This window comes from Rhodococcus sp. 14-2496-1d, from assembly GCF_002259365.1.
In the GTDB taxonomy this organism is placed as follows: domain Bacteria; phylum Actinomycetota; class Actinomycetes; order Mycobacteriales; family Mycobacteriaceae; genus Rhodococcoides.
The window spans coordinates 167,444-191,315 of sequence record NZ_NPFV01000005.1; the positions used below are offsets into that span (position 1 = coordinate 167,444).

27 protein-coding genes are annotated in these 23,872 nt (G+C 64.8%); 11 read left to right on the forward strand and 16 right to left on the reverse strand.

Annotated features, from left to right (window positions below):
- Positions 1-19: 19 nt before the first annotated feature.
- The 5 genes from CH296_RS02995 to mrf form a co-directional block, all read right to left on the reverse strand.
- Positions 20-1,738 carry a metallophosphoesterase gene (locus tag CH296_RS02995; RefSeq protein ID WP_094683983.1) on the reverse strand — a complete coding sequence of 573 codons (1,719 nt, stop codon included), beginning with the start codon at positions 1,736-1,738 and terminating at the stop codon, positions 20-22.
- A gap of 122 nt (positions 1,739-1,860) precedes the next feature.
- Entirely contained in the window at positions 1,861-2,919 is a 1,059-nt protein-coding gene (locus tag CH296_RS03000; RefSeq protein ID WP_094683984.1) for a VIT1/CCC1 family protein, read from the reverse strand.
- Positions 2,920-2,945: 26 nt separating this feature from the next.
- Complete coding sequence (rpmF, locus tag CH296_RS03005) at positions 2,946-3,113, reverse strand: 50S ribosomal protein L32 (protein ID WP_094631227.1); 168 nt, start codon at positions 3,111-3,113, stop codon at positions 2,946-2,948.
- A gap of 3 nt (positions 3,114-3,116) precedes the next feature.
- Positions 3,117-3,377 (reverse strand): type B 50S ribosomal protein L31, encoded by a 261-nt coding sequence (locus CH296_RS03010; RefSeq protein WP_032395752.1) that lies wholly within the window; start codon positions 3,375-3,377, stop codon positions 3,117-3,119.
- The gene (mrf, locus tag CH296_RS03015; RefSeq protein WP_094684081.1) at positions 3,374-4,606 is read right to left on the reverse strand and encodes a ribosome hibernation factor-recruiting GTPase MRF; all 1,233 of its coding nucleotides are present in this window, start codon (positions 4,604-4,606) and stop codon (positions 3,374-3,376) included. The genes CH296_RS03010 and mrf overlap by 4 nt, the downstream gene beginning before the upstream one ends.
- Positions 4,607-4,743: 137 nt before the next feature.
- On the opposite strand from mrf, the gene rpmB reads away from it, so the two are divergent.
- From rpmB to CH296_RS03050, 7 genes are all read left to right on the forward strand, one after another.
- Positions 4,744-4,980 carry a 50S ribosomal protein L28 gene (gene rpmB, locus CH296_RS03020; RefSeq protein ID WP_094631225.1) on the forward strand — a complete coding sequence of 79 codons (237 nt, stop codon included), beginning with the start codon at positions 4,744-4,746 and terminating at the stop codon, positions 4,978-4,980.
- Positions 4,977-5,147: a 50S ribosomal protein L33 gene (rpmG, locus tag CH296_RS03025; protein ID WP_170944568.1), complete on the forward strand. Its 171-nt coding sequence runs from the start codon at positions 4,977-4,979 to the stop codon at positions 5,145-5,147. Before rpmB ends, rpmG begins: the two co-directional genes overlap by 4 nt.
- Positions 5,148-5,150: 3 nt before the next feature.
- Entirely contained in the window at positions 5,151-5,456 is a 306-nt protein-coding gene (gene rpsN / locus CH296_RS03030) for a 30S ribosomal protein S14 (RefSeq protein ID WP_045196459.1), read from the forward strand.
- A 16-nt stretch (positions 5,457-5,472) separates the two neighbouring features.
- Positions 5,473-5,727, forward strand: coding sequence for a 30S ribosomal protein S18 (gene rpsR, locus CH296_RS03035; protein ID WP_008719028.1), 255 nt, complete (start codon positions 5,473-5,475; stop codon positions 5,725-5,727).
- Positions 5,728-5,812: 85 nt separating this feature from the next.
- Positions 5,813-6,739 carry an AEC family transporter gene (locus tag CH296_RS03040; RefSeq protein WP_094683985.1) on the forward strand — a complete coding sequence of 309 codons (927 nt, stop codon included), beginning with the start codon at positions 5,813-5,815 and terminating at the stop codon, positions 6,737-6,739.
- Positions 6,740-6,785: 46 nt separating this feature from the next.
- Positions 6,786-7,250, forward strand: coding sequence for a hypothetical protein (locus CH296_RS03045; protein WP_032395756.1), 465 nt, complete (start codon positions 6,786-6,788; stop codon positions 7,248-7,250).
- Between the two features lie 25 nt (positions 7,251-7,275).
- Positions 7,276-7,848: a DUF1707 domain-containing protein gene (locus tag CH296_RS03050; RefSeq protein WP_094631224.1), complete on the forward strand. Its 573-nt coding sequence runs from the start codon at positions 7,276-7,278 to the stop codon at positions 7,846-7,848.
- Here the strand turns inward: CH296_RS03050 and CH296_RS03055 are convergent, their stop codons facing one another.
- Both CH296_RS03055 and CH296_RS03060 read right to left on the reverse strand, forming a co-directional pair.
- Complete coding sequence (locus CH296_RS03055; RefSeq protein WP_094683986.1) at positions 7,849-9,795, reverse strand: VWA domain-containing protein; 1,947 nt, start codon at positions 9,793-9,795, stop codon at positions 7,849-7,851.
- A complete protein-coding gene (locus tag CH296_RS03060) occupies positions 9,795-11,180 on the reverse strand; it encodes an ATP-binding protein (RefSeq protein WP_032395759.1) in 1,386 nt (461 codons plus the stop codon). The genes CH296_RS03055 and CH296_RS03060 overlap by 1 nt, the downstream gene beginning before the upstream one ends.
- A 237-nt stretch (positions 11,181-11,417) precedes the next feature.
- Here CH296_RS03060 and CH296_RS03065 point away from each other — a divergent pair, with 237 nt between their 5' ends.
- Positions 11,418-12,281, forward strand: a complete 864-nt coding sequence (locus CH296_RS03065) for a DUF559 domain-containing protein (RefSeq protein WP_094683987.1) — start codon at positions 11,418-11,420, stop codon at positions 12,279-12,281.
- A gap of 67 nt (positions 12,282-12,348) precedes the next feature.
- Here the strand turns inward: CH296_RS03065 and purH are convergent, their stop codons facing one another.
- The 6 genes from purH to CH296_RS03095 form a co-directional block, all read right to left on the reverse strand.
- Entirely contained in the window at positions 12,349-13,905 is a 1,557-nt protein-coding gene (gene purH, locus CH296_RS03070) for a bifunctional phosphoribosylaminoimidazolecarboxamide formyltransferase/IMP cyclohydrolase (protein ID WP_094683988.1), read from the reverse strand.
- Positions 13,902-14,516, reverse strand: coding sequence for a phosphoribosylglycinamide formyltransferase (gene purN / locus CH296_RS03075; protein WP_094645647.1), 615 nt, complete (start codon positions 14,514-14,516; stop codon positions 13,902-13,904). The genes purH and purN overlap by 4 nt, the downstream gene beginning before the upstream one ends.
- Positions 14,517-14,596: 80 nt before the next feature.
- A complete protein-coding gene (locus CH296_RS03080; RefSeq protein ID WP_094683989.1) occupies positions 14,597-16,039 on the reverse strand; it encodes a DUF6350 family protein in 1,443 nt (480 codons plus the stop codon).
- A gap of 71 nt (positions 16,040-16,110) precedes the next feature.
- Positions 16,111-17,301, reverse strand: a complete 1,191-nt coding sequence (locus CH296_RS03085) for a DUF5336 domain-containing protein (RefSeq protein ID WP_143546311.1) — start codon at positions 17,299-17,301, stop codon at positions 16,111-16,113.
- A 94-nt stretch (positions 17,302-17,395) separates the two neighbouring features.
- Positions 17,396-18,520 (reverse strand): dimethylsulfone monooxygenase SfnG, encoded by a 1,125-nt coding sequence (sfnG, locus tag CH296_RS03090; RefSeq protein ID WP_094683990.1) that lies wholly within the window; start codon positions 18,518-18,520, stop codon positions 17,396-17,398.
- 108 nt (positions 18,521-18,628) lie between these two features.
- Positions 18,629-19,852, reverse strand: coding sequence for an acyl-CoA dehydrogenase family protein (locus CH296_RS03095; RefSeq protein WP_179277614.1), 1,224 nt, complete (start codon positions 19,850-19,852; stop codon positions 18,629-18,631).
- 209 nt (positions 19,853-20,061) lie between these two features.
- Between CH296_RS03095 and CH296_RS03100 the strand changes: the two genes are divergently transcribed.
- Both CH296_RS03100 and CH296_RS03105 read left to right on the forward strand, forming a co-directional pair.
- Complete coding sequence (locus CH296_RS03100; RefSeq protein WP_094631216.1) at positions 20,062-20,580, forward strand: hypothetical protein; 519 nt, start codon at positions 20,062-20,064, stop codon at positions 20,578-20,580.
- A gap of 7 nt (positions 20,581-20,587) precedes the next feature.
- Positions 20,588-21,598, forward strand: a complete 1,011-nt coding sequence (locus CH296_RS03105; RefSeq protein WP_094683991.1) for a hypothetical protein — start codon at positions 20,588-20,590, stop codon at positions 21,596-21,598.
- A gap of 72 nt (positions 21,599-21,670) precedes the next feature.
- Here CH296_RS03105 and CH296_RS03110 read toward each other — a convergent pair whose 3' ends face one another.
- Positions 21,671-22,162 (reverse strand): hypothetical protein, encoded by a 492-nt coding sequence (locus CH296_RS03110; protein WP_143546312.1) that lies wholly within the window; start codon positions 22,160-22,162, stop codon positions 21,671-21,673.
- Between CH296_RS03110 and CH296_RS03115 the strand changes: the two genes are divergently transcribed.
- Positions 22,155-22,472 (forward strand): hypothetical protein, encoded by a 318-nt coding sequence (locus CH296_RS03115; protein WP_143546313.1) that lies wholly within the window; start codon positions 22,155-22,157, stop codon positions 22,470-22,472. The two genes, CH296_RS03110 and CH296_RS03115, sit on opposite strands and share 8 nt — an antisense overlap.
- A gap of 7 nt (positions 22,473-22,479) precedes the next feature.
- Here the strand turns inward: CH296_RS03115 and CH296_RS03120 are convergent, their stop codons facing one another.
- Positions 22,480-22,821: a DUF2200 domain-containing protein gene (locus CH296_RS03120; RefSeq protein ID WP_094683994.1), complete on the reverse strand. Its 342-nt coding sequence runs from the start codon at positions 22,819-22,821 to the stop codon at positions 22,480-22,482.
- Positions 22,822-22,958: 137 nt separating this feature from the next.
- Positions 22,959-23,870 carry a succinate--CoA ligase subunit alpha gene (gene sucD / locus CH296_RS03125; protein ID WP_032381720.1) on the reverse strand — a complete coding sequence of 304 codons (912 nt, stop codon included), beginning with the start codon at positions 23,868-23,870 and terminating at the stop codon, positions 22,959-22,961.
- Positions 23,871-23,872 lie beyond the last annotated feature (2 nt).

Here is a 23,872-nt window from a genome sequence, read left to right on the forward strand (position 1 = left end):
CACACCACTGCCGCAGGCACTAGGACGAACCGAACACCGGACCCACAGGGATGTCTCGCTCGAAGGTCAGACGGTCGAACTCGTTACCGTATTCGTCGATTGCACCGATCGTCATCCTGCTGGCGGTGGTGCCCGGAATACCCGGCACCACATCGACTCTGACGAACGAGTAGTTGAGGAATCGCACCCGAGACCAGGTGATGGACTCGGCCGACTTGGTGCCGTCCGGCGCCCATACGTAACTGTTCGGAACTGCCGTGTCGGGCAACTCGTTGCCGCGGTAGCTCACGCCCTCACCGTCCTGGAACGTATAGCGTGGACGACCACCACCGCCGACTGTGTAATACACGGTGCCGTCGGTCTTTCCGTTGACCGTGGCGTTGTCACCGGCGACCCGCGTCGCACGGTTGCCACGAATGGGATCGGTGCGCTCGAAGACGTGATTGTGGGCTTGAAGCACTACATCCACCTGGTACTTGTCGAACAGCGCAACCCACGCGTCGCGGACGCCGCCGTCGCTCGCGTGCGTCGACGTGGTCGAATACGCGCAGTGGTGGAAGAAGCAGACGATGAAGTCGATGTTCGGATCGGCACGGTACTTCGCCAATGTCTGTTCCACCCAGGTGTTCTGGGCTCCACCGCTGTAACCGGTGTTGGCCTTGATCTCGTAGCTGACGTCGTTCGCGTCGAGCGACAGAACGGCAGTGTTGCCGTAGACGAACGAGTACGCCGACGGGCATCCCTTGGGTCCGTTGGTCGGCTGATCGAGCCGCGCGGCATGTCCGCCGTAGCCGTTGGGGCTGTACAGCGCTTCCATGTCGTGGTTACCGGTGGCGAACAACCACGGCGCGGTCGATGCACTGGCCTCGATCGCCTGGAAATAGCCGTCCCAGACGAACGGGTTGAATTTGTCGAATCCCTTCGGTGGGGTCTGACCGTGCTTCGCGAACTGCGGCGGCAGACCGGCACCCGACGGGTCCGCGTACGCGATGTCGCCGGCGAGGATGTGGAAGTCCGGGTGCGAGGCCTCGATCTGCCGATTGATGTTGCGCGCGTGCTTGATCGACGGCTCGTTGTCCGCCTTGTAGTACTGGTCGTCGTAATCACCGGCGACCAAACCTGGCGGTTGCGAGGGAGTTTCGTCGACGCCCTGATCGCCCATCATCGTGAACCGGAACGGTGCGATGCGACCGGTCGGCAGTGCCGGGGACGCGCTCCGGATATCGCTGACGAAGCCGTCGGCGGTGCGCCAGCGGTAGTAGTGCGGCAGCTTGGGCGTCAGATTGTCGACGGGCACATGTACGTAGTACTGCTCCGCCGACAGAATTCCGCCGTCTGTCTGTGGAACCTGACTGATCAGGTTTCGTACCTCGGCCGACGTCGTAGCGCCGAGTGCGGGCGTGGGGCCGTGATCGAGGAAGACACCGGTAAGCCCGGGATTACGAGAGAGCTGTGCCGAGAACCGCAGTTGCGTCGCCGGGTCGTTTCCGAAGCCCATGTGCCGTCCGGCCACGGCCAGCGGGGCGTCCTGCGCGTACGCGGTTCGCGCGAACACCGAGTTCCCGACGCCTACCGCGGCGGCCGTCGCGGCGGCTCCCACCAGGAAGTTGCGTCGACTGACGGGGTGTCGCCGCAGGAACGACCGATGCCAATCGTGCTGCTCGGCCATGGTCATGTTCTCGGCGAGCGTGCCCGGGATTCCGGTCGCGACGGTTTCGCCTGCGGGATTGAGCGTCATGCCTCGATGGTGACGGTGACGCTCTCTCTATCCGTTAACCAAGCGAAGTTGTTGGGTGAACAACACGAGAACACCGATGCACAACGGGACGAACGCGGACAATCCCGTCGGGTACGCCTGCCTTAAACTCCCCCACCGAATGCGAGTCCCAACAGATACGTTGCCCCGGCCGCGCCGTAGCCGATGGCGAGTTGGCGCAGTGCACGTTTGACGGGCGGTCCACCGCTGAGCAGTCCCACCACCAGGCCGGTGCAGATCAACGCGAGTCCGACGAGGACGGCCGCAACAGCAAGGGCCACATAGCCTTCGAGGCCGAACAGGTACGGCAGTACCGGGATGACGGCTCCGGAGGCGAAGAAGCAGAAGCTGGCTGCCGCCGCACCCAGCCCCGTACCGATCGACTCGTGCTGGTCCACCTCGGGGGCCATCTCCTCGGCGGGAAGCGATCGCAGCACTTCTGCTGCCTTGGCGTCGGCTTCGTCGTGCGTCATTCCTCGGGCGCGGTACACCAGAGCCAGTTCGTTCGCGTCGACGTCGAGATGTTGCACGGCATCACGGGCCGCGCTGTCCGGGGACGACGCCTCGAGCAACTCGCGTTGCGAGCGAACGGACACGTATTCGCCCGCGCCCATCGACAGTGCACCGGCGAGCAATCCGGCCAGTCCGGTGACGAGAACGATGTGATTGGACACTCCGGAACCACTGATGCCGAGCACGAGCGCGAGGTTGCTCACCAGTCCGTCGTTGGCACCGAACACTGCAGCCCGGAACGTGCCCGACAGTCTGTTGCGCCCGCGAGCGGCCAGCGCCCTGATGACCTCGGCGTGGATTTGCTCGTCGGCCGTCATCGCCTCCGTTGCGTCGTCGTCGGTGGCGTACGGCGAGCGGGTTTCGGCTCGCTGAGCCAACGCCAGTACGAACACCGAACCGAAGCGACGGGCCAGAAACCCGAGGATTCGGGTCCGGACGTCGCCTCTGAGCGGCATGCCGACGCGGTCGCCGAGCAGATGTCGCCAGTGCTGCTCGTGACGGCCCTCCGCATCGGCGAGGGCGAGCAGAATCTCACGCTCCTCGCCGGCGCGTCGGCCTGCCAGATCGCGATAGACGGCGGCCTCGGCTCGCTCGTCGGCGAGATACTGGCGCCACCGCTTCACATCTCGCGCACTGGGTCCATCGTTCATGAAAGTGAAGATAGACCCGTAGCGAGTCAGCTCGGGTCGTACACCCCGGTCTGCACTGCTTTGACCAATCTCCGCGGCACCCTGAACTCTTGGCCCTGAAAACGCACGGTCACCAGATCAGGAGCAACGGCTTTCCATTGCGCGCGACGGCTCCGAGTGTTCGAGCGCGACATCTTTCTCTTCGGAACAGCCATGATTCAGGAGTCCTTTCGGCTTCGTCGGCCGTATCGCTTCTCGAACTTCTCGACGCGTCCCTGGGTGTCCATCACGCGGGCGGCTCCGGTCCAGAACGGGTGTGATTCCGACGAGACGTCGACGACGATCAGCGGGTAGGTGTTGCCGTCTTCCCACTCGGTCTCGCGGGCGGACGTGACGGTGGATCTGGTGAGGAACTTGTTGCCGGTACTCGAGTCCTGGAACACGACCGGGTGGTAGTCGGGGTGGATGCCTGGTTTCATTCTGTTGCCTCTCGTGATTGTTCTGCGTAAGGGGATTCGCTGCTCTCGCAGGGGTCTTCGTGCCACTGACCGAATGGGTCGTTCCAGGCGGACCAGGCCGCAGGGTCTGCCATTTCGTCGTCGGACACCAACGCCCACTGCAGGGTTCGGCCGATCTCGGTGGGGTCGGCATCGTGGACGAGGATGACCAGCGACGTGTCTCGATCACCGAACTTCTCGTCCCACCGCAGCGCCGACATTGCCCGACGGGTGGCGTCGACGCGGTCCTGCTGCTCCGAAGTCATTGCGGCAAGCCACTTTCCGGCGCTGGCGACGCGAAGGCCGCCGCCTGCCGATTCGATCCACAGAGCTTCGTCGGGCTGAGTGGCCACCCACGCCCGCCCCCGTGCGGTGACGACGCCGTCGAGCAATACGTCGATCGCCTCGTGGAACCGCTCGGGATGGAACGGCCGCGTGGCGGTGAACTCGACCAGGGTGATGCCGCAATCGACGGTCAGTGGCGGCTGTCCGCGCAACAGCGGTGAGTGCGCGTCGCTGATCGCACCGCGTCGCGCATCGGCAGGGACACTCGCGAGAAGTGCCGGGGCATCGACCAGTGCGTCCTGGGACACCCAGACGACGGGAGCATTCGGGGCCAACCGCGCCAGGACTGCAGCGAGTCGGGCGCGTTCCCACGCGTCGACGTCGGAACCTGCGGTCACGACGAGTGCATCGGCGTAGTCGACCTGCCCGACCACCAACTGCGCGACGGTTCGATCGTCGTCGCCACTGGCGACGACGCCTCGGTCGGCCAACGCGTCGTCGCCGGTGGCGTCGGCCAACCAGGTTGCGGCGTCGAGGCAGTCGATCACTGCCTCGATGCGGACGTCACGCGAGGCCGGGCCGTCGATCTGCCCGACGACACCCGCAACGACGACGTTGTCCACGGCCCAGCACAGTGCCTCGGGCTCGAGCGCGGGGTCCATGGCGAGCACGATGCGATCGACGTTGCTGCGCGTCGACAGTGCCCGCAACAGTGGCAGTAGATCCTCCCGAAGGGTGCACGAGACGCAGCCGTGCGCCAGCTCCAGAATGCTCTCGCGCGGTTCCTCCCCCAGTACGGACAGTGTGCGACGCACGACTCCTTCGGCGACGCGGCTCAGATCGTGGCGGACCGCGACGGTGCCCGGCGCGAGCAGTGATGTCACGACCGCGTCCATGGCTCCGGTCCAGCCGGAGACGAGGACCATCGGGGTTCGATCGTCCGGTGAGTTGTTCACGAGCACCCTTCTTCTCGACAACGATTGTCATTACCTGCGAATGCACGCTACATTCGAGAACACGCTTTGTCGAAAACGATTGTCATAACGGCAAGAAAGGAGTGCTCATGTCAGCGCACTGCCAAGTCACCGGCCGCACCCCCGGATTCGGAAAATCGGTCTCGCACTCTCACGTGCGAACCAGCCGCAGGTGGGACCCGAACATCCAGCGCAAGACCTACTACGCGCCGAGCCTGGGCCGACGCGTCACCCTCACGCTCTCGACCAAGGGCATCAAGACCATCGATCGCGACGGCATCGACGCCGTGGTGGCAAGACTGCGCGCACGCGGGGAGAAGATCTGATGGGCAAGAGCACGGATGTTCGTCCGATCGTCAAGCTGAAGTCGACCGCCGGTACCGGCTACACCTACGTCACCCGTAAGAACCGTCGCAACGATCCCGACCGACTGGTGATGAAGAAGTACGACCCGGTCGTGCGCAAGCACGTGGATTTCCGAGAGGAGCGGTAGGCAGTGGCGAAGAAGTCGAAGATCGCGAAGAACGAGCAACGCAAGATCGTCGTCGCCCGGTGGGCAACGCGTCGAGCAGAGCTCAAAGAGACCATCCGCAAGCCCTCGAGCAGCGACTCCGAGCGTGCGCAGGCTCGAGCAGCACTGCAGCGTCTGCCGCGCGATTCGAGTCCGGTACGATTACGCAATCGTGACGCTGCGGATGGACGTCCGCGCGGTTACCTTCGGAAATTCGGGCTGTCCCGCGTGAAAATGCGCGAGATGGCTCACCGCGGGGAACTGCCAGGCGTCCACAAGTCGAGCTGGTAAAGGGAAAAGGTTTCAGATGGCAGTCAAGAGAGCACCGTCGAAGAAGGTCCGCGCAGAGGCAGGCCGTCGACCGAAGAAGAACCCGTTGAACGCCGCCAAGGTGACCACGGTGGACTACAAGGACATCAACCTCCTTCGTCAGTTCATCTCGGACCGCGGCAAGATCCGCAGCCGTCGGGTCACCGGGCTCACCCCGCAGCAGCAGCGCCAGGTCGCTGTCGCGGTGAAGAACGCTCGTGAAATGGCATTGCTGCCGTTCACCAGCCGCTGATCCACACTTTCTTTCGGAGAGGCCACGTAGCCATCGGCTACGTGGCCTCTCTGTCGTTCCCGATCCAGAGATGAGCAGTTCGTAGATGTCCGGCGTCCTCGAGGGCTTCACCGTCATCTTCGTCGTCATCGCCCTGGGCTACCTCCTCGCCCACTTGAAGTTGCTCGGCGAGCACGGCCAGTTCGTCCTCAGCCGTCTCGTCTTCTTCGTCGCGACCCCTGCGTTGCTGTTCGTCACGTTGGCGAACTCGGACCTGTCGGTCATCCTCTCGCCCGTGTTGGCCGTCGCCGGTTCCACGGCACTGCTCGTCGGAGCGATCTATTTCGTCATAGCCAAGCTCGCCCTGAAACGGACCGTGCCCGAAGCGACCGTCGGCGCACTGGCTAGTTCATACGTCAACGCCGCCAACCTGGGCATCCCGATCGCCGTGTTCGTTCTGGGCGACGCGAACTTCGTGGCTCCTCTCCTGCTGTTCCAGATCATGATCTACACCCCGATCGCGGTGACGATTCTCGACATCTCCACCAAGGTCGACAAGGTTTCCCTGTTCAAGACCGTCACGACGCCGTTCCGGAACCCGATCGTGTTGGCCGGCGCAGCGGGACTGGTGCTGTCGATCACCGGACTCGAGCTGCCCGAGGCACTGATGCAGCCGTTCCAACTCGTCGGGAATGCGTCGGTCCCCGGCGCGTTGCTCGCCTTCGGCCTGTCCCTCTACGGTGCCCGGGTGCTGCAGAAGGGCATCAGCCCGCGGCGGGACGTCGCTCTGGCCACGGTCTTCAAGATGGCACTCCAGCCCCTGCTCGGCTACCTCATGGCCCGGTTCGTCTTCGGTCTGGACGGGCACGATCTGTTCGCCATCGTCGTGGTGTCGGCACTACCGACAGCGCAGAACGTGTTCGTCTTCGCCAGCCGCTACCAGCGCGGTGTTGTGCTCGCCCGAGACACCGCGTTCGTGACCACACTCGTCTCGATCCCCGTCATAGCGCTCGTGACGGTCTTCCTCGCATGAGCCGAACACAAAGGTTCTCCTCAGCTCCCGGCGCTACGTTGGATTCATGAGGTTTCTCGCTGCAGGTGTCATGTTGTGCCTGCTGCTGGTCGGCTGCAGCACCGCCTCCGGTGGCGACGAGGACACAACCCCGACAGTCGGTTCCACCTCCCCAGTGGGGTTCGCCCAGCAACCCAGCGCCCCTCCGGTTCCGCACGAGGTGCCCGTCGGCGACGTCGGCACGATGTTCGAGCCGACGGCCGATCTGATCCGCGCCACCACCACCCCGTTCGAGTCGTGGAGCCAGATCTCCCCCAACACCATCGCGGTCCACTTCGTCACCGGCACTCCCGAGTGCTACGGAGCCGACGCGTCGGTCACCGAGACCGACACCACCGTCACCATCGAACTGCGTACCGGCACCCGGCCCGATGCCGCGGACAAGTCCTGCATCATGGTTGCCGTCTACGCCACCATGCAGATAACTCTCGCGTCACCCCTCGGGAGCCGCACCATCCTGAATGCGGCCTGACCCAGGCTTCGGTAGTGTCCGGCCAGTGAGCGATCATCTCCCCGACCGAGATCGGAGCCGGATTCGCGCAGCCGATGCGGACAGGAACCTCGTCGCGCAGTTGCTGAGCGACGCTTTCGCGAACGGCCAACTGACCGTGAGCGAATACGACGAGCGCACCGCCGCGGTGTACCAGGCGAAGACCTACGGAGAACTCGACCTGCTGACCGGCGACCTGGTTCTCTCGCCTCCCCCTGCGGCCGCACCGCCCGGTGGCTCCTCGAACGACCGCGTGATCGCGATCATGAGCGGTGCCGTGCGGAAAGGACAGTGGACCCCCGCGGCGCGCATCGACGCGTTCGCCTTCTGGGGCGGTATCGAACTCGACCTACGCCGCGCGTCGTTCGCCGCAGAAGAAACCACCATCAACTGCGTCGCCATCATGGGCGGCATCGAGGTCACCGTGCCACCCGGAGTGAGCGTCGAAGTCCGCGGCATGGGCATCATGGGCGGCTTCGAACACGTCAGCGCCACGCACCCCGGCGCGCCGCGCGTGATCATCACCGGTTTCGCCTTCTGGGGTGGCGTATCGGTGGAGATCAAGGCAGCGGAGAAGTAGCTACGATCGCCGACGCTTGAGGTAGTCGGTCACCACCGCAGCACCGAGTCCGTCGAGATCCGGCGCGATGACGCGTCCACCCACCCGCTCGGCCATCTTGTCCACCACCCGCGCGAGTCCCGGATCGTCGCCGAGCCGGAAGATCGTCACCTGCGCACCCAGCTTGGCGACGGTATCGAGTTCACGCACGGTCTGCCCGAGCGTCTTCGACGACGGTGGGTAATCGAAATACGCGTGGCCGTCGGGCTCGAGATGCGCCGTCGGCTCACCGTCGGTCACGATCAACACCACCGGTTGCGCATTGGGATGACGTCGCAGATGCCGAACCGCAAGCATCAGCGCGTGGTGCAGATTGGTGCCCTGGTCGTAGGCACCGTCCAACCCGGCCAGCTCGGAGGCCGTCAATGTCTGTGCGTGCCTGCCGAATCCGATCAGTTGCAGATCGTCTCCGCGAAATCGAGTGCTCACCAGGTGATTGAGTGCAAGTGCCGTGCGCTTCATGGGCACCCATCGACCGTCCATCACCATCGAGAACGACGTGTCGACCAGCAGTGCCACCGCAGCCTGCGTTCGCGTCTCGGTCTCGCTGATCTCTACATCGGTCACCTGCAACTGCACCGGGAAACCGGATCCTGTTGCCGCTGATCGCAGTACCGCATTGTTGACCGTGCGCGTGACGTCCCACGGCTCGGTGTCACCGAACTCCCACGCTCGCGACGCACCGGTGGGCTCACCCATCGCGCCTGCCTTGCGCGTGTCTCGCTCGCCGCCGCGTCGGGACAGCTTCCCCGCCACATCCTTCAGTGCGGACTGCCCCAATTGCCGCATCGCCTTCGGCGACAGACGCCATTGACCGTCGGCACCCTTGTCCATGAAACCCTGTTGCTGCAGCGCCTTTTCGAGCTCGGAGAGCATCCGCGCATCGGCCGCGGCCTCCGGCCCCAGTTGCTTCAGCAACGCATCGGCGTCGATGTCGTCCAGGGCAGCCCCGTTGTACTGCTGTGAGAGTTGATTACCCAGGTTCTCGAGGTCCGCGATGTCCTGGAGCGCACCGGTGCCGTCGCCGAGTCCCATCCCGTTCTCGCCGCGGAAGTTCTGCGAGCCGTCCCAGTCCTCACCGGGCCGGGCCTGCTGCAGATTCTGATCTAGTTGATCGAGCTGGCTCAACAGGTTCGAGTCACCGAAGGCCTGCTGCGCCAACGCATCGAGCTCTGCCCGCTGCTCGGGACTCAGCGAATTACGGAGCCGCTGGGCGGCCGCGGCTCGCTGGGCCAGGGAATCCAACAGCTCCTCGACGCTCGACGGATTCTCCGGGAAGTGCTGTCCGTGCTTGTCCATGAACTGCTCGAACTGCTCATCGGTGTCCTCGCCCTTGTTGTGGGCGTCGAGCAACTCGTTGAGGTCTTTCAACATCTCGCTGATGGCCTGACGGTCCTCGTCGGTTGCACCTTCGAGGGCCTGCTTCATGCCCGCGAAACGCTGGTCCAGCATCTCGCGTCCGAGCAGATCCTTGATCTTCTCGTAGTTCTCGCGTGCCTCCGACGAGCGCCAGTCGTAGTCCGAAAGCTCCTGCACCGCTTGCGCTGTGGACGGTGACAGGTCACCGATCTGCATCTCCTGGAACCGTGCGTCGTCGTCGAGAGCGCGCGCCAAGGCCTTGCGCTCCTCGAGCACTGCCTTGTCCAGCAACTCCCGCACTTCCTGCAGGGTGCCGTCGAGGTTGTTCTTCTTCAACAGGTCTCGTCGACGCTTGGCGGCCTGGGCTGCCAGGTCGTCGAGCCCTCGCATGTTCTTGGTCCCGCGGCGCAGCATCTCCTGCAGTGCCCGACGGGGCGACGCGCCCTCGAGCACGTCCTCACCGATGGCGTCGAGTGCCTCGCGCAGATCCACCGGTGGCGCAAGGGGATCCGGTCCGTCGTGATAGCGCCCGTATCTGGAGCGACGCATCAGCTATACACCGTCTGACCGTCGTCGTCGGGATCCTTGGAGATCCGTCGCGCCAGGTACAGCCCTTCGAGTGCGAGTTCGACCGCGGCGGCCTTCTCGCCGTCCGAGGTGGCATTCAGTCGCTCGTGGATGTCGCCGATCACCTCGACGTCGGGCAACTCGTCGAGCAACGCCTTGGCGGTGATGCGGTCGCCGGTGACGATGGGTTCGCCCGTCTCGACCGCCGTCACCAGCGCTGCGAGGTTGATTCCGCCGAGGTGAGCTCGAACGGTGTCGGCAGTCGCCCGGCGCAACATGTGCTCGAGGACCTCGATTTCACGGCCTTCCTCACCCGACTCGAACTCGACCTTGCCGCGCAGCACCTCGATGATGGTGCCGAGATCGACCGGCCGCGCCACGGGCTCGGCCTCGCCGAGTATCGCTGCTCGGTGAACGGCTGCGGCAGCGATGGTTTCGGCCGCTGCGATAGCGAAGCGAGCGGAGACGCCGGACCGCTGATCGACCGACGGCGACTCGCGCAGCAGCCGGGTGAATCGAGCCAGCACCTCGAGCAGATAGGTGGGAACAGTTGCCTGCAGCTCCGCTTCCTGGTCGATGACGGCCACTTCGGCATCGAGCTCGAGGGGGTAGTGCGTCCTGATCTCCGCGCCGAAGCGGTCCTTGAGCGGGGTGATGATGCGTCCGCGATTGGTGTAGTCCTCGGGGTTCGCGCTCGCCACCAGCATGACGTCGAGAGGCAGACGCAGCGTGTAACCGCGGACCTGGATGTCGCGCTCCTCCATGACGTTGAGCAGCGAGACCTGAATGCGCTCGGCGAGGTCGGGCAGCTCGTTGATCGCCACGATGCCGCGGTGGCTGCGGGGCACGAGTCCGAAGTGGATCGTCTCGGGATCGCCGAGGCTGCGACCTTCGGCGACCTTGACGGGATCGACGTCGCCGACGAGGTCCGCCACCGAGGTATCCGGGGTCGCGAGCTTCTCGGCGTACCGCTCGCTGCGATGACGCCACTCGACGGGCAGGTCGTCGCCGAGTTCGGTGGCCTTGCGAATGCTGGCGGGGGTGATCGGCTCGTACGGATGCTCTCCGAGTTCGGCTCCGGCGATCACCGGCACCCACTCGTCGAGCAGAAGATTCAGGGTGCGCAGCAGACGCGTCTTGCCCTGACCGCGCTCGCCGAGTAGCACAACATCGTGACCGGCCAGAATCGCGCGCTCGAACTGCGGCAACACCGTCGATCCGAAACCGACGATCCCCGGCCACGGATCGGTGCCGTCACGCAATGCCTTCAGAAGATTTTCCCGCAGCTCTTCCTTGATCGACCGCTGCCGATGTCCGGATGCCTTGAGTTCGCCGAGTGTGGAGATGCCAGGTTTGGTAGAGGTCACTTCTCCACGCTACGAGCGTTTTGCCGATGCTGCCATGCAGTGGCGAACACCCGTTCTGCCGAGCTCGAAGTTATGGACGAAAATCGGGCGAATTGTGTCCACAACTTCGAGCTCGGCAGCCGATACACATCTCGGACCGATATTGATCACAGCGGCATAACTGTGGACAACAATTTTGTTCATCCACAGCCGGCGCTCGGCCCACTATTCGCCTGAATCCGATGCCACTGTGCATGAATGGACAGCGCACCGTTCGTCGGATCCGAGGCACTGGCAAACGGGTTGGTCACCCGCCAGCAGCTCCGGCAGCACTTTCGTCGAATCTATCGTGACGTCTACATCGACCCGGGTTCCGAACTGGATGCGCCGACCAAGGCAAGGGCAGCGTGGTTGTACTCGCGAGGCAAGGCAGTGGTCTCCGGCCTGAGTGCCGCGGCGGTGCACGGATCGGGCTGGATCTCCGCGGACCACGATGCCGAGCTCATCTGGGCCGAACATCGACAGAAGTTGGGCGGGCTTCGGATCGGCTTCGACGAGCTGTTGCCCGAAGAATCCGAGACTGTCGACGGCTTGGTCGTCACCACAGCGGCGCGAACTGCATACGACCTCGGCCGACGCAGGCCGTTCGGAACCGCCGTCGGACGGCTGGATGCACTGTGCCGCGCCACCGGAGTCGGCGTTCACGACATCGCCCGGCTTGCCGAGAACCATCGAGGTGCCCGCGGCATCGTTCAGCTCAGGGCCGTGCTCGCCGTGGTCGACGCCGGTGCGGAATCACCACAGGAGACACGCACCAGACTGGCTCTCATGAACGCGGGACTGCCTCGACCGCAAACTCAGATCGAGGTGGTGGGTCCGGACGGGAGGGTGTTTGCCCGCATCGACATCGGCTGGGCACGGTGGAAGGTGGCGGTGGAGTACGACGGCGAGCAGCACTGGTCCGACGAAAGGCAGCGAGCCTGGGACATCGAGCGTCAACACCTTCTGGAATCAATGGGCTGGACGGTGATTCGGGTGAGCGCACTGCAACTGCGCGTCGATCCGTGGGAAGTCGCAGCGCGGGTTCGCGACAAGTTGCGCACCGCGGGGGCCAAGGTCTAGCCGAGCTCGAAGTTATGGACGGATTTCGCCGGAAATCCATCCATAACTTCGAGTTCGGCGTCACGAACTAGTGAGCGAAGTGCCGCGATCCCGTCAGATACAGCGTCACTCCCGCGTCCTGTGCCGCGGCGATCACTTCGTTGTCGCGAACCGAACCACCGGGCTGCACAACGGCTTTGACGCCTGCGCTCATCAGCACCTGCAGACCGTCGGGGAAAGGGAAGAACGCATCGGACGAAGCGACCGAACCGGCGACGCGATCCCCGGCTCGCTGCACGGCGAGATGGGCGGCGTCGACGCGGTTGACCTGGCCCATTCCGACGCCGACGGACGCACCGTCGTGGGCGAGCAGGATCGCGTTTGACTTCACGGCCCTTCCTGCGCGCCAGGCAAATTCGAGATCCTTCAGCGTCGCCTCGTCGGCGGGTTCGCCGGCTGCGAGGGTCCAGTTGGCCGGATTGTCGCCGTCCGCGTCGAGCACGTCCCGCTGCTGCAACAGTGCGCCGCCGGAGATGGGTTTGAGTTCGACGCCCGAGGTGGGCGGTGCTACGGCAAGCAGCACGCGAATGTTCTTCTTGCGCTGTAACACTCCGAGCGCACCGTCGGCGTAGGACGGCGCGATGATGACCTCGGTGAAGATCTCGGCCACCTGCTCGGCCATCTCGACGGTGACCTCACGGTTGGCTGCGATGACGCCTCCGTATGCGCTCACCGGATCACACGCATGGGCCTTGCGGTGCGCCTCGGCGATGTCCTTGCCGACGGCGATGCCACACGGATTGGCGTGCTTGATGATGGCGACGGTGGGCTCGGCGTGATCGAACGCCGCCCGCCAGGCCGCATCGGAATCGGTGAAGTTGTTGTACGACATCTCTTTACCGTGCAGCTGCTCGGCCTGCGCGATACCTGCGGCAGCGGACGAGTCGACGTACAGAGCCGCCTTCTGGTGCGGGTTCTCGCCGTAACGGAGCACGGCCGAGCGGTCCCAGGTGCCGCCGATCCATTGCGGGAACACCGTCTCGGTATCGGGGGTCAGTACGTTGCTCATCCACGATGCCACCGCGACGTCGTAGGCAGCCGTGTGCTGAAAGGCCTGTGCCGCAAGCGACGTGCGCTCGGCGAGGGTGAATCCGCCACCGGAGACGGCCGTGAGCACGTCCTCGTAGCGAGCCGGGTCGACGACGACGGCCACCGACGGATGATTCTTGGCCGCGGCGCGCACCATCGAGGGACCGCCGATGTCGATCTGCTCGACGCATTCGTCCGGCGTCGCGCCACTGGCGACGGTCTCGGTGAACGGGTAGAGGTTCACCACGACGAGCTCGAAAGCCTCGATGCCCAACTCCTCGAGCTGCGAAAGATGCTCGGGCTTACGGGTATCGGCGAGCACGCCCGCGTGCACCCGAGGGTGCAGCGTCTTGACGCGCCCCTCCAGGGTCTCGGGGAATCCGGTGAGGTCCTCGACCTTGGTGACCGGGATTCCGGCGTCGGCGATCTTGCTCGCCGTCGATCCGGTGGACACCAGAGCGACGCCTGCGCTGTGCAAGCCGGTCGCCAGTTCGATCAGTCCGGTCTTGTCGTAGACGCTGACCAGCGCGCGGCGCACTGCTTTACGTTCACTCATCGGATTATCTGAGCCTTTCGTCCATCGGAGGTGACACCTTTGGCGGCCACGGCTGCGATCACGTCGACCAGCAACCGTCGCTCCACAATCTTGATGCGTTCGTGCAACGCGGATTCGTCGTCGCCGTCGAGAACCGGTACGGCTTCCTGCGCCAGGATCGGCCCGGTGTCGACACCGGAATCGACCAGATGAACCGTCGACCCGGTCAGTTTGACGCCGTGGTCGAGCGCATCGCGGACGGCGTGTGCGCCGGGGAACGACGGCAGCAGTGCAGGGTGGGTGTTGACGATGCGTCCGGTGTAGGTCCCGAGGAACTGCGGGCCGAGTATCTTCATGAACCCGGCGGTGACGACCAGATCGGGTTCGAAGCTCGATGCGGCCTCGGTGAGTGCGTGATCCCAGGCCGCTCGATCGGCGAAGTCTCGCAGGGCGACCCGGAAGTTCGGGATCGCGGCATCGTCGGCACGGCGGACTGCGTCGCAGTCGCGATCGACTCCGACGGCGACGATGCGAGCGGGATAGTTCTCGGTGACAGTCGCGGCTATGAGCGACTGCAGGAGCGAGCCGGTCCCCGACGCGAGGACGACGACCCGCGCGGGTGTCTCACGCAAGGCAGTCAGCGCACTACTCCTGAAGTATCGAGGCGGATCGTTCGAGCCAGCGGAAAGCCTAGTCGCTGCGCCTCCGAGCCCTACCGGGCAGGTCCGTCCTGGTCTCCGGGTGGAGCGACGACCTCGGCATCCAACGGTTCGTCGGTAGCGGCCTCGACGGGTGCGTCCGGTTCTTCGGCCGGGGGCATCTCGGCAGGGACGTCGTCCCCGACCTCGTCCACGACCTCCGCTTCGACGACCTCCTCGGCCTGTTCGTCGTCTTCGGTCTCGGGTGGGGCGGCCTCGATCGCCAACTCGGCCGCCGGGGGTACTGCAGTCGGATCGGACTCGTCCTGGACCGGCTCGGGTTCTGCTCGACGCCACACGACGAGGGCCGCGGAGGCGGACCCGACGACGGCCAACCACGCGAATGTCAGCAGCCCGAAGCTCCACACGGTGACTTCGACGGTGCCGAAGGTGCCGAGGTTGCCGCCTGCGGCGTAGCCGAACAACGCTGCCAGCACGCCGGTTGCCGCAGCGACGACCCACACGGACGACACGGCGACCTGGATGTCGGCACTGCGGATAGCACAGTCGCGGCCGAGCAGCAGGCCGGCACCGATCGGGACGACGAGCATCACGACCCAGATCGTCTGCGCCGGTCCTTCGGGGAGAACGGCGAGGATCGGCAGCGGCGGGAGCGGTCCTCCCGTCGTGGAGAACAGGCTGACCGACGCCTCGCCGAACCCGGCAGTAGAGCCGGTGGCCACCGCGAGGGCACCGATGACGACATTGGGGAGGTAGAGCACCGACACCACGGTCAGCCCGAGCATGCCGACGACATCGCGACCGCTCTCGACCAGCGCTCCCGCACTTTCCCAGGAGGCGAGCAGGGCCAGCAGTACGACGGCGGCGCCGCCTGCGGCAAGAAGCGATATCGCCCGCACGAACGGAGCAACCAGCGCGCGCACCCAGTCCGGGAGTCCGCGGCGGACCACCAGTGAGTCCCAGCGCGCGAGAAGCAGACCGGTGCCGGACGCGGCCGCGTGCACGCCTGCGACCCAGGAGAACGCGACGAGTGCGTTGGGGCTGGACAGTCCGATGACGGTGGACGCATCCTTGGCGACGGCCAGGGCGATGGCGGTGACGGCGAGCGGGCCGGCCATCGACGCCGCGAACACCCATCGAAGCATGCGACGGTCGGTGTCGGAGTCGACGGCGTGGTGGACGGTTCGGGCGACGGACCAGCCGATGATCAGTGTCGGCAGAAGCGGTGCGACGCCGAGGGACGTCCCGCCGATGCTCAGGGGTACCAGGTGTACGGCGAACCACGACCCGGCGATCGCCCCGAGGGTTCCGGTCAGGTCGCTGTTGACGGAGACGAGGGTGATCAGAGCCAGGGTCGTCGCGATCACCACGACCAGCCCGGAGGTCTTGAAGGCCACTGCGGCGAGCATGCGCGACTGATCGGGCGTCGGTCCGGTGCCTGCGCGGGGAGCCCGGGCGGCCGCGCGTCGCGTCTCTCGGTTCAATAGATCGCTCATCGCAACGAGAGTCGCATCATCTTCGCGGCGCGCCGGTCAGGCGCGCCGCGAAGTCGATTGTGATGCCTGAATCAGTCGCGCTTGTTGTCGTCTTCCACGGCGGGAGTGGCACCGAACGATTGCGTGGGCGCACCGTACGGCGTCGACTGTTCGCCCGATTCGGGCTCGTCCGACTTGGCCGGGGGCTGACCGTATCCGGACGGCTGGCCGTACTGGTACTGATTCGGCGGGTAGGCCTGCCCCGCGGCCGGGCCGCTGGGACCGGTGTAAGGAGGTGGTGTGTAGCCGCCCTGGGGCGACGGGGTGTTGGGGGCGGACTGTCCGTACGGCGGCTGGGCACCCGGGTTGTAGGAATGCTGTCCCGACGCCTGCCCGCTCGGTGCTTGACCGCTGAGGCCTTGACCGAAGTTGGACGAGGTTCCCTGGGGCTGACCGTACGACGGCGGATTGCCGTAGTTCTGGGGCTGCGACGGTCCACCGAACGAGGTCGTCGGTGCGTTGTACGGGTTCTGCTGGCCGTATCCGGGCTGCTGGTTCTGATTGCCGTAGCCCGCGGGCTTGGGAGCCGGAGCCTTGACGATGCCCGCATCGAGCAGCAGTGCCCCCACCGCGGCGGCGGCTTGGACGAAGCCCAGGACGAGCACCAGGATTGCACCGATACCGAGCGAACTGGTGGTGCTGGCGAACTCGTTGCCCTCTGCGCTGGGCAGGCTGAACGACTGGAAGACCAGCACCAGCCAACCGGCGATCGCCAGGGCGGCCACCACGGCCTGGTTCCTCGCGTCCTTCTGTAGTAGCGAGGCACCGGCGATCAGGCCCGCAGCCAGCAGTAGCGCAATCGACACCGCACTACCACCGGACGCGAAGAAGGTGGTGCTGAACGACGTCTGAATGCTGCTCGGCAGTTCCTGAGACGAGGTGACCTCGGCGGTGACGAGGTCGAGCAGTCCGAGCAGGAAGGTGACGATGCCGAGCCCGAGAATCACGAACGTGAGAACCTTCGGCAGGTTCGACAGCGTTGATCCGGATGACTTCGATTGCGGTGCGGTGGAAGCCGGGCCCGGCGCCGAGGTGCCGGGGACCGGAGGGCCGAAGGGATTGGACACCGACGGCTGATGGAAGGGCTGATTCTGGCCTGGATGACCTTGTGGGTTGGACGACGGCTGATTCGGCGAGGACGACGGGCCGTAGGACGGTCCACCTCCGCCGTAGCCACCAGAGTTGGAGCCCCCTGCTTCAGGGCTGCCGGGCGAGTAGGTCATCGCGTCTCCTCATCTGAGATTGTCCGTACCCCAGGTCGGTCGGGTCCGAGAACTCACGCTACTGCACGGACCCGACCGATCACGGAACTCCAGGTCAGCGCGAAGCAACCAGCTCGGTGTCGTTCGATTCGGCGGCCTCGAGCTCCCGAACCAGCGGCAGCACCTTCGCCCCGAAATACTCGATCTCCTCCTGGAAGTGCAGGAAGCCGCCGAGAATCAGGTCGACGCCGCGGCGACGGTAGGCGACGATTCGCTCGGCCACCTGCTCCGGCGTGCCGATCAACTGCGTCTTGAAGCCGTCGTTGTACTGAACGAGGTCCTCGAACGTCGAGTCCGCCCACATTCCCTTCTTGTCGCCCGTCGCATTGCCCGCCTGCTGCACCGCGCTCTTGAAACCTTCGACAGCGGGCTTGTTCGCCTTCTCGATGATCTCGCGCAACGTGTCTCGGGCTTCCTTCTCGCTGTCTCGCGCGATGATGAAGCCGTTGAGCCCGAACTTCACCTCACGCCGGTGATCACGTGCAACGCGTCGGAGGTTGTCGAGTTGCTCGGTGACGCCGTCGAAATCCTTGCCGTTGCTGAAGTACCAGTCCGAGTACCGTCCGGCATTCTCCTGCGCTGCAGACGAATTGCCGCCCTGAAACAGTTCGGGGTTCGGCCGATCGGGAGTGTTCAGCGGTTTGGGCTTGAGGGTGAAGTCGTGGATCCGGTAGAAGTCACCGCGGAAGTCGACGTCGTCCTCGGTCCAGATCTTGCGCAGCACCTGCAGGAATTCTGCACTGCGACGGTATCTTTCGTCGTGCTCGAGCCATGGCTCACCGAGGTGGGTGAACTCGTCCTTGAACCAGCCACTGACGACGTTGACGGCGAATCGGCCGTTCGAAAGGTGATCGGCAGTGGCACCGAGCTTGGCGAGGACCGCCGGCTGCCAGAGTCCGGGATGCACTGCGGCAATGACTTTCAGCCGCTCCGTCGCCAGCAGCAGCGCAAGCGAGAAGCTGGTGGATTCGTGCTGGAACTCGGCCCCGTAGCTGGCTTCGTAGCGAACCTGACTCAGGGCGTACTCGAAGCCGTTGTTCTCGGCCGTCTGCGCCAGCTTCTTGTTGTATTCGTAATCCCAACTGGTGCGCTGCTCGATGGTGCTGGTGACCAGACCACCCGAGACATTGGGTACCCAGTACGCGAACTTGATTGCGTCGGTAATTTTTTCGGTGCTCATGTGTGCGTCATCCTTCGGCGGATCAATGTGCCATCCACGCGCTCAGACGGCGTGAATGGCACATTCATCCGGAAATCGGGGGTCGGATCGGGGCCGGAGAGAGAGGGATTACGAGTACCAGGTGGGCTCGGGCAGCTCGCCGGTGAGAACCCAGCGGCCCACCTCGCGACGCTTGTAGGCCACCGGGTCGTGCAGGGTGTGCGTGCGCACGTTGCGCCAGAAGCGGTCGAATCCGTACTTGCTGGCGGTCGCACGCGCGCCGAGCGCCTCGAACACCGTCGAGGTGATCTCGAGCGAGACCTCGGTGGCGCGAGCCTTGACTGCGGCCACCCGAACCTCGTGCTCACCGCGCTCCTCGGCGGTGACGTTCCAGGCGTTGTCGTGAATCTTCTGTCCTTCCAACGCAACTGCGTCGGCGAGGGCTTCGACGGCCCAGAGCTTGGAGGTCAGATCGCCGTAGATGTCGATGATGTACGGCTCGTCCACGGCCTTGTCCACGGTGCTGTGCAGCCACGCGCGGGTCTTGTCCTTGGTGTACGACGCCGCCTCTTCGAGGGCACCTCTCGCGATCCCGAGGTAGAAGTTGGCGAACACCAGTTGAATTGTCGGGACGTTGAGGGTGTTGTAGACCCGCGGCTGAAAGGCCTTGTCCACGAACCCTGCTGCGCTGGCCCAATCGACACGAACCTTGTCGATGGTGACGCTGCCGCTCTCGGTCTGACGCTGGCCGATGTTGTCCCAGTCGTCGTGGAAGGACAAGCCCTCGATGTTCGACGGCACGATCGCGAACACGTGATCGGTACTGCCCTCGAGTGCTCCTTCGAGCACGGTGACGTCGGAGACGCGGCTGCCGGTGGAGAAGGTCTTGGAACCGTCGAACACGATGGTCTCGCCCTCGTCGGTGACGACAACGTCGTTGTCCCGCGGGTTGACGGCCCCGCCGAAGAACCACCTGTTCTTGGTGGCGTCTGCCTCGACCGCCTCGATCTGCTCGGGGGTGCCGACCAGCCGGGCGGCCCAGAACCACAGCAGGTGATACCCGAGCAGCTGGCCGATCGAGCCGTCGGCCTTCGAGACGGTGCGAATGACCTGATACGCCGTCGGCCAGTCCTGGCCGCCGCCGCCGTGTTTGACGGGGCCGAGCAGCGTGACCAGACCTGCGTCCTTGAGCAGCTGCACCTCGGCGGTGGGAATCTCGCGGCCCTTGTCGCGAGCGACGGCATCGACCGCGAGGAGTTGAGCCACCTCACCCGCGCGGGAAATCCATCCGGCAGCAGTGGTGGGCGCGTCGGGCCAGTTCTTGGTGAGAGCACGATTTTCTGTGGTTGTCATGACGCACAGTGAAGTCCTGCGCCGAAGCAATGAACACACTTCGATTCAGCGAGATTTTAAAGCTGCACAAACGGTCCGATTCGAACCCCGAAAACATGCTCGCGGACAGATAGTTCCGATTTGTAACGACTCACGACATCCGGCGATTAATGTTGTGCACATCACAAACCGGCGGGTCCGAGCGCTCGCCCTCCCCAAGGACGTCCCCTATGCGCAAGTCACTCTTCGCCACCGTCGCCGCCGCCGGTGCCCTCGTTGCTGCCGTCATCTCCCCCGCTGTCTCGAATGCCGTACCCACCAATGTGACGTTCACCGTCACGGGAGGTGCACTCACGATCACAGCCCCGACATCCCAGGCGCTGACCGTCACCGGTAACACAGCGAGCGGAGGCATCACCCCTGTCGTCGTGTCCGACCAGCGACTCGGAATCAATGGCTGGACGGCGTCGGCGATCAGCACCGCGTTCGACAAGCCCGCGCCGGACCCCGCGTCCATCCCTGCGACCGCAGTCACCTATTCCGCACCGCTCCTGCCTGCGCGTACAGGCGTCTCGACGGTGGCCGGAATACTGGTTCCTCAGACCATCGACTCCAACAAGCCTGTGGTCACCGCGACGGCAGTCGTCGGAGCGAACACCGCTACCTGGACCGGCACCGTCTCCGTCGCTTTGCCCAGCGATGTCGTGGCCGGTACGTACACGGGTGTTGTCACGCATTCGGTCGCCTGATCTGTACATGTCACTTCATCGGGGATTGGCTGCCGGAGTCCTCACCGTGCTGATGTTCGCCTCGGCGTTCGTCACGCAGGCTCCGGCGGCCGCTCAGCAACCGGCCGAACCGACACCGGTGGGCAGCGTGGGTATTCGCTTGCTCGAAGCGCCGGTGTCCTTGCAGGACGATCCGCGTGCGCTGGCGTACATCATCGACAACCTGCCTCCTGGGACCACGATCACCAGACGAATCGAGGTCAGCAACAGCAGCGATCAAGAGCAGCCGATCACCCTGTACCCCGCTGCCGCATCGATAGGAGCTGACGACTCCGGCTTCGAGGTGGGTGACGACCGCGCTGTCAACGAGCTCACGACATGGATGTCGGTGACGCCGACAGACCTCACGCTGGCTCCGAACTCAGCGGCCGAAGCGGTCGTCACCATCGCAGTTCCACCCGACGCCGCCGAAGGCGAGCAGTACGCCGTCGTGTGGGCGCAAACTGCCGGTGCCCCAACCGGAACGGGCATCCAGAACGTCAGCCGCGTGGGTATTCGTACTTATCTGTCGGTCGGACCCGGCAACGGCCCGGCTGCCGACCTGGAGATCGGCGATGTCACCGCGTCACGCGACGACTCGGGCGCGCCGGAGATCGTTGCCGCCGTCTCCAACACAGGCGGGCGGGCCCTCGACCCGAGTGGAACCGTGGAGCTGTCGGGTGGTCCCGGCGGCATTTCGACTGCGCCGGTGAAGGGTTCGGGCGGATCAATTGCGCCAGGGCAAACGGGAAGTGTCACCTTCACGCTGGACCCTGCGCTCCCTGCTGGTCCATGGCAGGCAGCGGTCACCATCACGAGCGGGTTGGTGAGCAAGACTTCCGGCGTCGAGTTGACGTTCCCGGATCAGGGCTCGGTGGCGGCGGAGGAAACATCGTCGGATTCAGGCACACCGGTATGGATCTGGGGACTCGCGGCGCTGGTCGTCGTCGCGATCGCAGCCGCAGTCGTCGCGGTGATGCGGCGACGTAAGGTCGGTTGAGATGCGACGCCTGGCGGTAGCCGTCGGGTTGGTGGTGGCTCTTGCAGCCACCACCACCCCGACTGTCTCCGCTCAGCCGATTCCCGATTCGTCTGTAACCGAACAGGTCTGCGCGGTTGAAGCAACCGTAGTACCTACGCCAACGATCACCGTTCCGCCGACCACCTCGGCCGCGCCGCCCCCGACGTGTGCAACTCTCGTTCCTGGGGCAACTTCCAGTAGCGACACCCCGTCGACACAGGTGAACAGGACGGAAGAGTCGACCGAGTCCTCGATAACCGCATCGACACCGCCGACAACCGAAGAGGTCGGTCCGGCGGTCTCGACCCCGGCCCCACCTGCCGACACCACCTCGTCGGTGCCCACTGTCAGCCTCCCGACAACCACGGTGCCTGCACCGACAACCTCATTGCCTACGACGATCACTGACCCTCGAAAACCGGCTATCAGGGCTGCGGCACCTGCCGTGGCCGCAGACAATCTGCTCAATATCGCGGCACCGGTTTCGATCGCGGCACCATCGAGCGTCACGCCGGGATCGACCTGGGCAGCGACGATGAACATGGTCGTGCTCGGGGTCGGCACCGCTGGATGGAAGTCCGACGTCAGCCTGTCCAATTTTCGGGGAGCGAAAACGGGCCGAACGCTGGTCCCTACCTCGGCGACCTACAGCGCGCCGTCATCGCGGTGCACCGCGGGACTCGCAGGCAACTCCGGTGCTGTCAACGTCAGCCTGACTCCCACGCCCACCCTAGCCAAGACCGGCGGTGCACTCTGTGTGACGGATTGGATGTCGACGATATCGGTGGCCATCCCCAGTACGGGAGTCGTTGCCGACGACTACACCGCAACCCTTACCCATTCGATTTACTGAGCAACGGTCATTCGCGCAGGATCTTCTCCATTTTCTTACCCTTGGCCAGCTCGTCGATCAGCTTGTCCAGGTAGCGGATCTTCTGCATCAGAGGGTCCTCGACATTCTCGACGCGGATGCCGCAGACGACTCCGGTGATCAGTTCCGCGTTCGAATTGAGGTCGGCTGCCGCGAAGAAGTCGTCGAACGTCGTCTCGGCCTCGAGATGTCTATTGAGGGTCGGCTGATCGAACCCGGTGAGCCACCGGATGATCTCGTCGACCTCGGCTTTCGTCCGACCTTTGCGTTCGGCTTTGTTCACGTAGTGCGGATAAACCGAGCTGAACGCTGTGGTGAAGATCCTGTGCACGCGGATCAATCTAGACCCATCCGCGTCAATGTGACATTGCACCGCCCAGACGTATGCAGTGGTCCATTGACGCAGAGCAGGGGCACACGAAAAAGCCCGCCACCGAAATCGGTGGCGGGCTTTTTCAGATGCGCGTCCTACTTGACGGACAGCGATTCCAGGATTTCGCGTGCGAGTGCAGCGGTCTCGGACGGCGTCTTGCCGACCTTGACGCCTGCGGCCTCGAGTGCGTCCTTCTTCGCCTGCGCCGTTCCCAGCGAGCCGGAGACGATGGCACCTGCGTGGCCCATGGTCTTGCCCTCGGGAGCGGTGAAGCCCGCGACGTAGCCGACGACCGGCTTGGTCACGTTGGCCTTGATGTAGTCGGCTGCGCGCTCTTCGGCGTCGCCGCCGATCTCGCCGATCATGACGATGACCTTGGTGTCGGGATCCGCTTCGAACGCCTCGATGGCGTCGATGTGGGTGGTTCCGATGACCGGGTCGCCGCCGATGCCGATGGCCGTCGAGAATCCGAAGTCGCGGAGCTCGAACATCATCTGGTAGGTCAGCGTGCCGCTCTTGGAGACCAGGCCGATGGGGCCGGTTCCCGAGATGTTCGCGGGCGTGATGCCGACGAGAGCCTCACCGGGAGTGATGATTCCGGGGCAGTTCGGGCCGATGATGCGAGTCTTCTTGCCCTTCTCCACGTTGTAGGCCCACGCGTACGCGGAGTCCTGCACGGGGATGCCCTCGGTGATGACGACGAGCAGCGGGATCTCCGCGTCGATCGCCTCGACGATGGCGTCCTTGGAGAATGCCGGCGGCACGAACGCGATGGACACGTCGGCTCCGGTCTTCTCCATGGCCTCGGAAACCGAAGCGAAGACGGGCAATTCGATGTCGTTGCCCTGTGCGTCGACATGCTTGACCGTGGTTCCGGCCTTGCGTGCGTTGACGCCGCCGACGACCTGGGTGCCTGCCTTGAGCATCAGGGCGGTGTGCTTGGTGCCTTCGCCGCCGGTGATGCCCTGGACGATGACCTTGTTGTCCTTGTTCAGAAAGATAGACATTG

Excerpts from the sequence above, each read along its gene's own strand:
- CH296_RS03000 (WP_094683984.1), bottom strand. The coding sequence starts at position 2,919 with ATGAACGATGGACCCAGTGCGCGAGATGTGAAGCGGTGGCGCCAGTAT.
- CH296_RS03045 (WP_032395756.1), top strand. The coding sequence starts at position 6,786 with ATGAGGTTTCTCGCTGCAGGTGTCATGTTGTGCCTGCTGCTGGTCGGC.
- CH296_RS03065 (WP_094683987.1), top strand. The coding sequence starts at position 11,418 with ATGGACAGCGCACCGTTCGTCGGATCCGAGGCACTGGCAAACGGGTTG.
- rpmF (WP_094631227.1), bottom strand. The coding sequence starts at position 3,113 with ATGGCTGTTCCGAAGAGAAAGATGTCGCGCTCGAACACTCGGAGCCGT.
- rpmB (WP_094631225.1), top strand. The coding sequence starts at position 4,744 with ATGTCAGCGCACTGCCAAGTCACCGGCCGCACCCCCGGATTCGGAAAA.
- purH (WP_094683988.1), bottom strand. The coding sequence starts at position 13,905 with ATGAGTGAACGTAAAGCAGTGCGCCGCGCGCTGGTCAGCGTCTACGAC.
- CH296_RS03110 (WP_143546312.1), bottom strand. The coding sequence starts at position 22,162 with ATGTTCATCGTCGCTGCCCAGGTCGATCCCGGCGTGACGCTCGATGGT.
- CH296_RS03095 (WP_179277614.1), bottom strand. The coding sequence starts at position 19,852 with ATGACAACCACAGAAAATCGTGCTCTCACCAAGAACTGGCCCGACGCG.
- CH296_RS03055 (WP_094683986.1), bottom strand. The coding sequence starts at position 9,795 with ATGCGTCGCTCCAGATACGGGCGCTATCACGACGGACCGGATCCCCTT.
- sfnG (WP_094683990.1), bottom strand. The coding sequence starts at position 18,520 with ATGAGCACCGAAAAAATTACCGACGCAATCAAGTTCGCGTACTGGGTA.
- CH296_RS03010 (WP_032395752.1), bottom strand. The coding sequence starts at position 3,377 with ATGAAACCAGGCATCCACCCCGACTACCACCCGGTCGTGTTCCAGGAC.
- CH296_RS03040 (WP_094683985.1), top strand. The coding sequence starts at position 5,813 with ATGTCCGGCGTCCTCGAGGGCTTCACCGTCATCTTCGTCGTCATCGCC.
- CH296_RS03115 (WP_143546313.1), top strand. The coding sequence starts at position 22,155 with ATGAACATGGTCGTGCTCGGGGTCGGCACCGCTGGATGGAAGTCCGAC.
- CH296_RS03100 (WP_094631216.1), top strand. The coding sequence starts at position 20,062 with ATGCGCAAGTCACTCTTCGCCACCGTCGCCGCCGCCGGTGCCCTCGTT.
- mrf (WP_094684081.1), bottom strand. The coding sequence starts at position 4,606 with ATGGTCCTCGTCTCCGGCTGGACCGGAGCCATGGACGCGGTCGTGACA.
- sucD (WP_032381720.1), bottom strand. The coding sequence starts at position 23,870 with ATGTCTATCTTTCTGAACAAGGACAACAAGGTCATCGTCCAGGGCATC.
- CH296_RS02995 (WP_094683983.1), bottom strand. The coding sequence starts at position 1,738 with ATGACGCTCAATCCCGCAGGCGAAACCGTCGCGACCGGAATCCCGGGC.
- CH296_RS03105 (WP_094683991.1), top strand. The coding sequence starts at position 20,588 with ATGTCACTTCATCGGGGATTGGCTGCCGGAGTCCTCACCGTGCTGATG.
- CH296_RS03080 (WP_094683989.1), bottom strand. The coding sequence starts at position 16,039 with ATGAGCGATCTATTGAACCGAGAGACGCGACGCGCGGCCGCCCGGGCT.
- CH296_RS03085 (WP_143546311.1), bottom strand. The coding sequence starts at position 17,301 with ATGACCTACTCGCCCGGCAGCCCTGAAGCAGGGGGCTCCAACTCTGGT.
- rpsR (WP_008719028.1), top strand. The coding sequence starts at position 5,473 with ATGGCAGTCAAGAGAGCACCGTCGAAGAAGGTCCGCGCAGAGGCAGGC.